This window comes from Streptomyces sp. NPDC002054, from assembly GCF_040296685.1.
GTDB lineage: Bacteria > Actinomycetota > Actinomycetes > Streptomycetales > Streptomycetaceae > Streptomyces.
Map to the genome: position 1 here is coordinate 1 of NZ_JBEOXT010000003.1, position 12,523 is coordinate 12,523.

Annotated in this window: 4 protein-coding genes, 1 tRNA gene and 1 rRNA gene; 5 read left to right on the forward strand and 1 reads right to left on the reverse strand. The window is 70.4% G+C overall.

The features are described 5' to 3' along the window. Together rrf and ABT123_RS03260 are read left to right on the forward strand one after the other, a co-directional pair. Positions 1-93, forward strand: a 5S ribosomal RNA gene (gene rrf / locus ABT123_RS03255); the annotation flags it as partial. A gap of 5 nt (positions 94-98) precedes the next feature. Continuing rightward, positions 99-171 (forward strand) — tRNA-Thr (locus ABT123_RS03260). Positions 172-268: 97 nt separating this feature from the next. Here the strand turns inward: ABT123_RS03260 and ABT123_RS03265 are convergent. Further along, positions 269-2,788: a SpoIIE family protein phosphatase gene (locus ABT123_RS03265; RefSeq protein WP_351309050.1), complete on the reverse strand. Its 2,520-nt coding sequence runs from the start codon at positions 2,786-2,788 to the stop codon at positions 269-271. Between the two features lie 231 nt (positions 2,789-3,019). On the opposite strand from ABT123_RS03265, the gene ABT123_RS03270 reads away from it, so the two are divergent. The 3 genes from ABT123_RS03270 (at position 3,020) to ABT123_RS03280 (ending at position 12,424) form a co-directional block, all read left to right on the forward strand. Beyond that, the gene (locus tag ABT123_RS03270; RefSeq protein ID WP_351309053.1) at positions 3,020-8,539 is read left to right on the forward strand and encodes a HAMP domain-containing hybrid sensor histidine kinase/response regulator; all 5,520 of its coding nucleotides are present in this window, start codon (positions 3,020-3,022) and stop codon (positions 8,537-8,539) included. Between the two features lie 181 nt (positions 8,540-8,720). Beyond that, positions 8,721-9,401 (forward strand): response regulator, encoded by a 681-nt coding sequence (locus ABT123_RS03275; RefSeq protein WP_351309055.1) that lies wholly within the window; start codon positions 8,721-8,723, stop codon positions 9,399-9,401. Positions 9,402-9,595: 194 nt separating this feature from the next. Beyond that, entirely contained in the window at positions 9,596-12,424 is a 2,829-nt protein-coding gene (locus ABT123_RS03280; RefSeq protein WP_351309058.1) for a DNA translocase FtsK, read from the forward strand. Positions 12,425-12,523: the final 99 nt, after the last annotated feature.

Below are 12,523 nucleotides of genomic sequence, written 5' to 3' on the forward strand. Positions count from 1 at the left end.
ACGCCCGGTTACATTCCGAACCCGGAAGCTAAGCCTTTCAGCGCCGATGGTACTGCAGGGGGGACCCTGTGGGAGAGTAGGACGCCGCCGAACAACCCGCCCTTTTAGCTCAGTCGGTAGAGCGTCTCCATGGTAAGGAGAAGGTCAACGGTTCGATTCCGTTAAAGGGCTCAGAGAAAAGGCCCCCGCCATCTGGCGGGGGCCTTTTTTGTTTTTGCCCCACCGCGCCGTCGCCTCTGACCCGAATGGGCCAGAGGCGACGGCGCGGTCAGTCGCCCGTGCGTTGTTCCGGGACGCGGAACGCCAGGATCGCCATGTCGTCCGAGGCCGGTTCCGCCGCGAAGCGTTCCACCGCGCGCAGCACGCGGGCGGCGACCGCGCCCGCCGTGAGGCCCGTGCAGGTGGTCAGGACGTCCGTGAGGCCGTCGTCGCCCAGCATGCGGGTGCCCTCGCGGCGTTCCGTCACGCCGTCCGTGACGCACAGCAGGACATCGCCGGGGTCGAGGGTCAGGGTCTGTTCGTACAGGTCGAGGTCGTCGATCACGCCGAGCAGCGGTTGCGGGTCCGCCGCCGGGAGGACCTGGCCGTCCGGGCGGAGCCGCAAGGGCAGCGGATGGCCGGCGCAGACCACCTTCATCAGGGCGCCGCCGTCCGGCTGCGGGTGGAGTTCCCCGTACAGCAGGGTGAGGAATCGGCTGCGGGCGCCCTCGTCGAGGATGGCCGCGTTCAGCCGCTGCAGCACCGCCGGGCCGCCCAGGCCCTCGCGGGCCAGCAGCCGCAGGGCGTGCCGGGCCAGGCCGGTGACCGCCGCCGCCTCCGGACCCGTACCGCAGACGTCGCCGATGGCGAAGCCGTACGCGCCGTCGCGGATCGGGAAGACGTCGTAGAAGTCGCCGCCGACCTCGTTGCCCTCGCCGGCCGCGCGGTAGATCACCTCGACCTCCATGCCGGGGATCGCGGGGGAGCCGGGCGGCAGCAGGCTGCGCTGGAGGGAGCGGCTGATCGCCGTGCGCTCCGAGTACAGGCGGGCGTTGTCGAGGGCCAGGGCGGCCCGGCGGGAGAGGTCCTCGGCGAGTTCGAGGATCTCCTGACGGAAGTGTTCCTCGTGCGGTTTGCCCAGGGTGAGCATGCCGATCACGCGGTTGCGGGCGAGGAGCGGCAGGACCACCGTCTCGGCGTGCACCGCGGCGGCTGCCGCCGCCCAGGGCCGGGCGCCGGTCTCGGTCACCGGTTCCGGGGGGTCCACCTGGACCAGGAGTGCCTTGAGGGCGTCGATCCGGTCCTCGTCCTCGTGGAGGACGTACGACAGGTACGGGTCGGAGGTCTGGTCGGTGATGGTGTAGACGGCGCACCAGGTGGCCAGGGTGGGGACGGTCATCTGGGCCATCAGGGCCAGGGTCTGGTCCCGGTCGAGGGTGCCGGCCAGCAGGTCGGAGGCCTCCACCAGGAAGGACAGCGAGCCGCGGCGCAGGCGCTCCAGCTCGCCCAGGCGCGCGGACTCCACGGCAAGGGCGATCCGGTCGGCGGCGAACTGGAGGCGCAGGGCCTCGTCGTTGGAGTACCGGCCGGGTGTTTCGGCGGCCACTCCGAGCGAACCGGTGAGGCGGCCTTCCACCTTGAGGGGGACGGTGACAACGGAGCGCATGCCGGTGGAGTCCAGCAGCGGGACGGCGCCGGGGACGACGCTGAGGTCGTCGTGGACGGCGGGCATCCGGGCCGAGCCGAAGCGGTTGGTGCCGGCCTCCACGGGGACCCGGGCGAACCGCTGGCGGGTGGAGGGGAGGCCGGTGGTGGCGCGGACCTCGAGCTCGGTCTCGTCGTCGGTGGCGAGCAGCAGGAAGGCGGAATCGGCGTCGAGCATGTCGCGGGCCCGTTCGACGGTCCGCTGGAGGAGTCCGTCGAGGTCGTCGGGTGCGGGGGAACCGATGAACACCTCGAAGGGGTCCGCGGTCCGGGGTTCGGTGAGCCGGCCGTCCTCGGCGGGCACTCGGGTCGGGCTCTGCAGGACGGCGCGCTCGTCGTCGTGGACCAGCAGGCAGACCGTGGACGGCTCGCCGTGTGCATCGCGGACCCGCAAGTGGGAGGCGTAGACGGGGATGACCCGGCCGTCCGCGCCGCGGATGCCGTAGCTGCCCTCCCAGCGGGACAGGCCGAGAGCCTCGGCGACTCCGGTGCCGGTGCCGGGGGTCTGCGGCCAGGCGGCGAGCTCGGACAGGGGCCGGCCGAGGGCCTTCTCGGCGGGGTAGCCGAAGACATACTCGGCGTCTTCGTTCCAGGCGGAGATGGTGCCGGCGGCGTCGATCTGGAGGACGGCCACCCGGACCCGGGTCTCGGCGAGGGGGAGGAGCTGGTCGGGTACGACCGGTCCGGCGGAGCGGGTACCGACCGGCCGGTCCGGCAGGTCGAGGCGGAACCACACATGCTTGCGGGTGGTGGTGTACTCGACCCCCCAGCGGGTGGCGAGGGCGGCGCACAGCATCAGCCCGCGCCCGCTCTCCCGGTCCGGGTCGGCGTACAGGCGGTCCGGTGGGGCCAGCGGCAGCTCGCGGTCCGGGTAGCGGTCGGCGACCTCCACACGTACGCCGCCCTCGGCGCGCAGGCACAGCACATCGGCCCGGGTGCCGGCGTGCACCACCGCGTTGGTGACCAGCTCGCTGGTCAGTACCACCGCGTCGTCGACGATGTCCGCGAAACCCCAGCCCTGAAGGGTGTCGCGGACGAAGGCGCGGGCCGCCGCGACCGAGCGCCCGACTGGATCGAAGCTGGCAGCCGCCCTGGCCGTGATCACGGGACTCCTTACGAGCGGATGAACAGTCGGACGCCAGGTTACTTACCCCGCACCCGGTATGGGCACGGTCGGGGGGTATTCCACCCGCAGGGTGTGGGTGCTGTGCGAAGGTACCGAAGCGTTATGGCCTGGTTGGGCCATGGTGAAACACTGGGCAGGCTTGGATGGGCCGGGCTGCGCGAATTTCGGCAGGCCGGCGGAGCGACGGTCGACCCTTTCGGGAGGGACACGGTGGAGTCTGGCGTAGCGGCGCGACGGACGGGTGCGCGCGCGAAGGGCGGACGGTCCCGGCGGGGTGGGACGACTGAGGTCGACTCCGCTGCGCTGAACCGGCTTCTCGCGGCCCTGGTGTCGATGCGGGACGGGAACTTCCGCAAGCGCCTGACGGTGTCCGGCGACGGGGTGATGGCGGAGATCGCCGCCGTTTACAACGAGGTCGCGGACCGCAATCTCCACCTCAGCGGGGAGCTGTCCCGGGTCCGGCGGATGGTCGGGCGCGAGGGCAAGCTGAGCGAGCGGCTGGAGACGGGGGCCTGCGAGGGTGCCTGGGCCGCCGCGATCGACAACTCGAACCAGCTGGTGGAGGACCTGGCCAGGCCGGTCTCCGAGGTCGGCCGGGTGCTGTCGGCGGTCGCGGAGGGCGATCTGCAGCAGCGGATGGACCTGCGGACCCAGTCCTCGGACGGGGCGGGGCATCCGCTGCGGGGCGAGTTCCTCAAGGTCGGCCGTACGGTCAACAACCTGGTGGACCAGCTGTCGGCGTTCACCGACGAGGTGACCCGGGTCGCGCTGGAGGTGGGCACCGAGGGCAAGCTCGGCGGTCAGGCCCAGGTGCGCGGAATGTCCGGTTCTTGGAAGGACCTGACCGACTCCGTCAACACCATGGCGTACCGGCTCACCGCTCAGGTGCGTGATATCGCCCTGGTCACCACGGCGGTGGCGAAGGGCGATCTGTCCCGCAAGGTCACCGTGCACGTGGCCGGCGAGATGCTCCAGCTGAAGAACACCGTGAACACGATGGTGGACCAGCTGTCCTCGTTCTCCTCCGAGGTGACCCGGGTGGCCCGCGAGGTGGGTACCGAGGGGGAGCTCGGCGGTCAGGCCCAGGTGCCGGGTGTGGCCGGGGTGTGGAAGGACCTGACCGATTCGGTCAACACGATGGCGGGCAACCTCACCGCCCAGGTGCGGGGGATCGCGCAGGTCACCACGGCCGTCGCGAACGGTGACCTGACCCAGAAGGTCACGGTGAGCGCGCGGGGCGAGGTGGCGCAGCTCGCCGAAACGATCAATCAGATGACGGACACCCTGCGGACCTTCGCCGACGAGGTGACCCGGGTCGCGAGCGAGGTCGGCGCCGAGGGCCTGCTCGGCGGTCAGGCGCAGGTGCCGGGGGCGGCGGGGACCTGGAAGGACCTCACCGACTCGGTGAACACGGTCTTCCGGAACCTCACCACCCAGGTGCGGGACATCGCGACCGTCACCACCGCGGTGGCCAACGGTGATCTCTCGCAGAAGGTCACGGTGGACGTGGCCGGCGAGATGCTGGAGCTGAAGAACACCGTCAACACGATGGTGGACCAGCTCCAGGCCTTCGGCGCCGAGGTGACGCGGGTGGCGCGGGAGGTCGGTGTCGAGGGCGAGCTGGGCGGTCAGGCGCAGGTGCCGGGGGCGGCGGGGACCTGGAAGGACCTCACCGACTCGGTGAACACGGCGTTCCGGAACCTCACCGGTCAGGTGCGCAATATCGCCCAGGTGACCACGGCGGTGGCCAACGGTGATCTCTCGCAGAAGGTCACGGTGGATGTCTCCGGCGAGATGCTCCAGCTGAAGAACACCGTGAACACGATGGTGGACCAGCTGTCCTCGTTCGCCGACCAGGTGACCCGGATGGCCCGGGACGTGGGTACGGAGGGCCGGCTGGGCGGGCAGGCCCGGGTGGAGGGGGTTTCCGGCACCTGGAAGGAGCTCACCGACTCGGTGAACTTCATGGCCGGCAACCTGACCTCCCAGGTGCGGCAGATCGCCCAGGTGACCACGGCGGTGGCCCGCGGCGACCTCTCCCAGAAGATCGACGTGGATGCGCGCGGCGAGATCCTGGAGCTGAAGAACACCATCAACACCATGGTCGACCAGCTGTCCGCGTTCGCGGAGCAGGTGACCCGGGTGGCCCGGGACGTGGGTACCGAGGGCCGGCTGGGCGGTCAGGCGCAGGTGCCGGGCGTGGCCGGCGTATGGCGTGACCTCACGGACTCGGTGAACGGCATGGCCGGGAACCTGACCTCGCAGGTCCGCAATATCGCCCAGGTGGCGACGGCGGTGGCGCGCGGTGACCTGTCGCAGAAGATCGACGTGGATGCGCGCGGCGAGATCCTGGAGTTGAAGAACACGCTCAACACCATGGTGGACCAGCTGTCGAACTTCGCGGAGCAGGTGACCCGGGTGGCCCGCGAGGTGGGCACCGAGGGGATCCTGGGCGGCCAGGCCGAGGTGAAGGGGGTCTCCGGCACCTGGAAGGACCTCACCCAGTCGGTGAACTTCATGGCCAACAACCTGACCTCGCAGGTGCGCAACATCGCCGAGGTCACCACGGCGGTGGCGACGGGCGATCTGTCGAAGAAGATCACGGTCGACGCCAAGGGCGAGATCCTGGAGCTGGTCACCACCGTGAACACGATGGTGGACCAGCTGTCCTCCTTCGCGGAGCAGGTGACCCGGGTGGCCCGCGAGGTGGGTTCGGAGGGCATTCTGGGCGGTCAAGCCCGGGTGCGCGGGGTCACCGGCATCTGGAAGGACCTGACCGACAACGTCAACCTGATGGCGAACAACCTGACCTCCCAGGTGCGCAACATCTCGCAGGTGTCGGCGGCGGTCGCCAACGGTGATCTGACCAAGAAGGTCACGGTCGAGGCGCGCGGTGAGGTCGCCCAGCTCGCGGACACGGTCAACACGATGGTGAAGACCCTGTCCTCGTTCGCCGACGAGGTGACCCGGGTGGCCCGCGAGGTGGGTACGGAGGGCCGGCTCGGCGGACAGGCGCATGTGCCCGGGGTCTCGGGGACCTGGAAGGACCTCACCGATTCGGTGAACTTCATGGCCTCCAACCTGACCGGTCAGGTGCGGCAGATCGCCATGGTCACCACCGCCATCGCCAAGGGCGACATGACCAAGAAGATCGACATCGATGCGCGCGGCGAGATCCTGGAGCTCAAGACCACGATCAACACGATGGTGGACCAGCTGTCCTCGTTCGCCGACCAGGTGACGCGGGTGGCTCGTGAGGTGGGCACCGAGGGCATCCTGGGCGGCCAGGCCCGGGTCCGGGACGTGGACGGCACCTGGCGGGACCTGACCGAGTCGGTGAACGAGATGGCCGGGAACCTGACCCGGCAGGTGCGGGCGATCGCCGCGGTGGCCACAGCGGTGACCCGCGGGGACCTCAACCTGAAGATCGACGTGGACGCGGCGGGCGAGATCCAGGTCCTCCAGGACAACATCAACACGATGATCGCCAACCTGCGCGACACCACGCTGGCCAACAAGGAGCAGGACTGGCTCAAGGGCAACCTGGCCCGGATCTCCGGTCTGATGCAAGGCCGCCGGGACCTCGACGACGTGGCCTCGCTGATCATGAGTGAGCTCACCCCGGTGGTCTCGGCGCAGGCCGGAGCCTTCTTCCTGGCGGTGGCGGCCGGCGGTCCCGGCGAACTCGGCGCCGACGGCGGCGCGGACGGCCCGTACGAGCTGCACATGCGCGGCAGTTACGCCTATGCGGGCGACCGGATGCCGACCTCGTTCCGGCCGGGGGAGGGGCTGATCGGGACCGTCGCGGAGGAGAAGCGGACGATCCTGGTCGAGAACACCCCGCCCGGCTATCTGAAGATCTCCTCGGGGCTCGGGGAGGCGCCGCCCGCGCACGTGATCGTGCTGCCGGTGCTCTTCGAGGGCAAGGTGCTCGGCGTGATCGAGCTGGCCTCCTTCCAGCCCTTCACGCAGATCCAGAAGGACTTCCTCAGCCAGATCGCCGAGATGATCGGTACGAGCGTCAACACGATCAGCGTCAACTCCAAGACCGAGGTGCTGCTGAAGCAGTCCCAGGAGATGACCGAGCAACTGCGCGAGCGTTCCGACGAGCTGGAGAACCGGCAGAAGGCGCTCCAGGCCGCCAATGCCGAACTGGAGGAGAAGGCCGAGCTGCTGGCCCAGCAGAACCGGGACATCGAGGTGAAGAACACCGAGATCGAGGAGGCCCGGCAGGTGCTGGAGGAGCGCGCCGAGCAGCTCGCGGTCTCGATGCGCTACAAGTCGGAGTTCCTCGCCAACATGTCCCACGAGCTGCGGACCCCGCTCAACTCGCTGCTGATCCTGGCGAAGCTGCTCGCCGACAATGCGGACGGCAATCTCTCGCCGAAGCAGGTGGAGTTCGCCGAGACCATCCACGGGGCCGGCTCCGACCTGCTCCAGCTGATCAACGACATCCTGGACCTGTCGAAGGTCGAGGCGGGCAAGATGGACGTCTCGCCGACCCGGATCGCCCTGGTCCAGCTGGTGGACTATGTGGAGGCCACGTTCCGGCCGCTGACCGCGGAGAAGGGCCTGGACTTCTCGGTGCGGGTGTCCCCGGAGCTGCCGGCCACCCTGCACACCGACGAGCAGCGGCTGCTCCAGGTGCTGCGCAACCTGCTGTCGAACGCGGTGAAGTTCACCGACAACGGGGCGGTGGAGCTGGTCATCCGGCCGGCCGGGACCGATGTGCCGCAGGCCATCCGGGAGCAGCTGCTGGAAGCCGGCTCGCTGCGGGACCCCGACGGGGACCTGATCGCCTTCTCGGTCACCGACACCGGGATCGGGATCGCGGCGAGCAAGATGCTGGTGATCTTCGAGGCGTTCAAGCAGGCGGACGGCACCACGAGCCGGAAGTACGGCGGGACCGGGCTGGGGCTGTCGATCAGCCGGGAGATCGCCCGGCTGCTGGGCGGCGAGATCCATGCGGCCAGTGAGCCCGGCCGTGGTTCCACCTTCACCCTGTACCTGCCGCTGCACCCGAGCGAGCTGCCGCCGCAGGGCTATGCGCCGCCCGCTCCGGGCGGCCGGGGCGATCTGTACCGGCGGCCCGGAGCCGCGGCGGCGCCCGCGCTGCCGCAGGGCCCGGCTCCTTCCGCTGATGCGGCCGGTCCGGCGCCCGTTCCGGCGGCGCAGCTGCAGCCGGCCGGTGCCGACGGGGCGGGTCAGGGGTCCTCGGCGCTGTTCCGGCGGCGCCGGAAGGCGCTGAGCGATGCCCGGCCGCGGTCGGAGGTGCCGGGCCAGCCGGGACAGCAGCTGACGGAGGACTGGCTGGTGCCGGAGGAGCCCCCGGCGGCTCCCCGGGCGTACGGGTTCCGCGGCGAGAAGGTGCTGATCGTCGACGACGACGTCCGCAATGTGTTCGCGCTGACCAGTGTGCTGGAGCAGCACGGGCTTGCCGTGCTGTACGCCGAGAACGGGCGCGAGGGCATCGAGGTGCTGGAGCAGCACGACGATGTGACGGTCGTCCTGATGGACATCATGATGCCGGAGATGGACGGTTATGCGACGACGGCGGCGATCCGGCGGATGCCGCAGTTCGAGGGGCTGCCGATCATCGCGCTCACCGCGAAGGCGATGAAGGGGGACCGGGAGAAGGCCATCGACTCCGGTGCCACGGACTACGTGACCAAGCCGGTCGACCCCGATTTCCTGCTGTCCGTCATGGAACAGCACATGCGGGCGAAATGATCGTTCGGCAAGGGACGGATTCCACGGCGCACACGGGGAACCTTCGGGTCTCCCACCGCGTTTCCGCTACGTGCACAGTGACATCTTGGTGACAGGGTGTGGCGATCTCGGGACTGGGGCTACGATGACCGGCACAAGGACGGGCCGGGGAGGCCTCATGCCGGGGCGAGGAGGACAGGGCATGGTGCAGAAGGCCAAGATCCTCCTGGTCGACGACCGGCCGGAGAATCTGCTGGCGCTGGAGGCCATCCTCTCCGCGCTCGATCAGACACTGGTCCGGGCGTCGTCGGGGGAGGAAGCGCTCAAGGCGCTGCTGACGGATGACTTCGCGGTCATCCTGCTGGACGTGCAGATGCCCGGGATGGACGGGTTCGAGACCGCCGCGCACATCAAGCGGCGGGAGCGGACCCGCGATATTCCGATCATCTTCCTGACGGCGATCAATCACGGTCCGCACCACACCTTCCGGGGCTATGCCGCGGGGGCCGTGGACTACATCTCCAAGCCCTTCGATCCGTGGGTGCTGCGGGCGAAGGTCTCGGTGTTCGTGGACCTGTATACGAAGAACTGCCAACTGCGCGAGCAGGCGGCGCTGCTGAGGCTGCAGCTGGACGGCGGCGGCTCCAACGGCGCGGAGAGCAAGGAGGCCGCCGGACTGCTGGCCGAGCTCTCGGCGCGGCTTGCCGCGGTCGAGGAACAGGCCGAAGCGCTCACCAAGCAGCTCGGCGAGGAAGCGGCCGAGGCTTCGGTGGTGGCCACCGCTGCCCATCTGGAGCGCAAACTCACCGGACTGCGGCGGGCGCTGGATGCGCTGGAGCCCGGAGCGGGCGGCGGCGCGGCGGTGCTGCCGGCCCAGACCTGAGCGGGGCCGGGCCCGAGCCGGTGAGGTCCGGGCCCGGCTGCCCGCCGGTGTCCCCACCGCGCGGGCGGGGGCGCGGCCGGTGAGTGGGCGTCAGTTCTTTCCGTACGTCAAAACACCGGCCTCGGGCCCGACACGAACGGGTGAAGGGGTGGGCACGCGTGTCCACCGGCGTGCACACCGGTAACCTCGCTCCCATGGCCTCACGTACGTCCGGCAAGGGTCCCCAGAGCACAGCGGGCACCGCAAAGGCCCGCACCGGCCGTACGACGGCGCCGGCCAAGAAGGCGGCCCCCGCCCGCAAGCCGCCCGCGAAGAAGGCGGCGCCCGCGAAGCGCGCCCCTGCGAAGAAGGCCGCGCCCAAGCCGGCGCCCTCCCCGACCAACGGGGTGCTCCGGCTGGTGCGCGCCCTGTGGCTCGGTCTCGCGCATGCGATCGGCGCGGTGTTCCGGAGCATGGGCCGCGGAGCCAAGAACCTCGATCCCGCGCACCGCAAGGACGGCCTCGCGCTGCTCCTGCTCGGTCTCGCGCTGATCGTCGCCGCCGGCACCTGGTCGAACCTGCGCGGTCCGGTCGGCGATCTGGTCACCATGCTGATCACCGGCGCCTTCGGGCGGCTCGATCTGCTGGTGCCCGTCCTGCTCGGGGTCATGGCGGTACGTTTCATCCGGCACCCCGACCAGGGAGACGCCAACGGCCGCATCGTGATCGGCCTGTCCGCGCTGGTGATCGGCGTGCTCGGGCAGGTCCACATCGCCTGCGGCGCGCCCGGCCGCGGCGAGGGCACCGCCGCCATGCAGGACGCCGGCGGGCTCATCGGCTGGGCCGCCTCCAAACCGCTGATCTTCACCATGGGTGCGCCGCTGGCCGTGCCCATGCTGGTGCTGCTCACCGTCTTCGGCCTGCTGGTGGTCACCGCCACCCCGGTCAACGCGATCCCGCAGCGGCTGCGGCAGCTCGGCATCCGACTGGGCATCGTCCAGCCGAACGAGTACGACGAGCTGCCGGACGGAGCCGAGGACGCGCAGGACTCGTACGACCGGCAGGACCGGCACGATGGCGACCGGTGGCGGGCCCGCACCGGGCGCGGCCGGGCAGGTGCCGCCACCGCGGCCGACGAGGAAGCCGAGCCGGGCGATCCGGCCGAGGCCGCCGAGCAGGAGGCGCCCGCCCGCCGCCGCCGGCCCCGGCGCGGCTCGGTACAGCCCCCGCTGGACCGCGAGATGGACGCGGTGGATGTGGCGGCGGCTGCCGCCGCCGCCCTGGACGGGGCCGTGCTGGGCGGCCTGCCCCCGTCCCCGCTGGTCGCCGACCTCACCCAGGGCATCGCCGGCGGCCGGGGCGCCACGGAATCCACCGCGCCGGTGCCCCCGGCCCGCGGGGAGACGTCCGTTCCATCAGTTCCCGCCGTCCCGCCCGTCCCGGTCGCCCCGCCCACCGCGGGCACGGCCGACGGGGCCGGCAGCTTCGCCGTGCCCGACCTCACCAAGGCCCCGCCCGAGGCGGGCACTCCGCTGCCGCCCCGCGCCGAGCAGCTCCAGCTGCGCGGGGACATCACGTACGCACTGCCCTCCCTGGACCACCTGGAGCGCGGTGGCCCGGGGAAGACGCGCAGCGCCGCCAACGACGCCGTCGTCGCCTCCCTGCGGAACGTCTTCAGCGAGTTCAAGGTCGATGCGGACGTCACCGGCTTCACCCGGGGGCCGACGGTCACCCGGTACGAGGTCACCCTGGGCGCGGCGGTCAAGGTCGAGCGGATCACCGCGCTGACCAAGAACATCGCGTACGCCGTGGCCAGCCCCGACGTGCGGATCATCAGCCCGATCCCCGGCAAGTCGGCGGTGGGCATCGAGATCCCGAACACCGACCGCGAGATGGTCAACCTGGGCGATGTGCTGCGCCTGGCGGACGCGGCCGAGGACGACCACCCGATGCTGGTGGCACTCGGCAAGGACGTCGAGGGCGGCTATGTGATGGCCAACCTGGCGAAGATGCCGCATGTGCTGGTGGCCGGCGCCACCGGCTCCGGAAAGTCCTCCTGCATCAACTGCCTGATCACCTCGATCATGGTGCGGGCCACCCCGGAGGACGTGCGGATGGTGCTGGTCGACCCCAAGCGGGTCGAGCTGACCGCGTACGAGGGCATTCCGCACCTGATCACGCCGATCATCACCAACCCCAAGCGGGCCGCCGAGGCCCTCCAGTGGGTCGTCAAGGAGATGGACCTCCGCTACGACGACCTGGCCGCGTTCGGCTACCGGCACATCGACGACTTCAACAAGGCCATCCGGGACGGCAAGATCAAACTGCCCGAGGGCAGCCAGCGGGAGCTGAACCCGTACCCGTACCTGCTGGTCATCGTCGACGAGCTCGCCGACCTCATGATGGTCGCCCCGCGCGACGTCGAGGACTCGATCGTCCGGATCACCCAGCTGGCCCGCGCGGCCGGCATCCATCTGGTGCTCGCCACCCAGCGGCCCTCGGTGGACGTGGTCACCGGCCTGATCAAGGCGAACGTGCCCTCGCGGCTGGCCTTCGCCACCTCCTCGCTGGCCGACAGCCGGGTCATCCTCGACCAGCCCGGAGCCGAGAAGCTCATCGGCAAGGGCGACGGGCTGTTCCTGCCGATGGGTGCGAACAAACCGGTCCGTCTCCAGGGCGCCTTCGTCACCGAGGAGGAGATCTCCGGGATCGTCCGGCACTGCAAGGAGCAGATGGCGCCGGTCTTCCGGGAGGACGTCACGGTCGGACAGCAGCAGAAGAAGGAGATCGACGAGGAGATCGGCGACGACCTCGACCTGCTCTGCCAGGCCGCCGAGCTGGTGGTCTCCACCCAGTTCGGTTCCACTTCGATGCTCCAGCGCAAGCTCCGGGTCGGCTTCGCCAAGGCCGGCCGGCTGATGGACCTCATGGAATCCAGGGGCGTGGTCGGCCCGAGCGAGGGTTCGAAAGCGCGCGATGTGCTGGTGAAACCGGATGAACTGGATGCCGTGCTCGCCGTCATCCGGGGCGAGTCCCACCCGTGATGATGTGGTGGGCAACCGTTTCCCTTGGGCTCGCGTCAAGTTGAGGAAGGGGAAGGTCACCCGGTCGCCATACGGATGGCGTACGGAGTGCACCCTCCG

Bases quoted from the DNA above. Each gene is read 5' to 3' on its own strand.
- ABT123_RS03280 (WP_351309058.1), top strand. From the start codon at position 9,596: ATGGCCTCACGTACGTCCGGCAAGGGTCCCCAGAGCACAGCGGGCACC.
- ABT123_RS03275 (WP_351309055.1), top strand. From the start codon at position 8,721: ATGGTGCAGAAGGCCAAGATCCTCCTGGTCGACGACCGGCCGGAGAAT.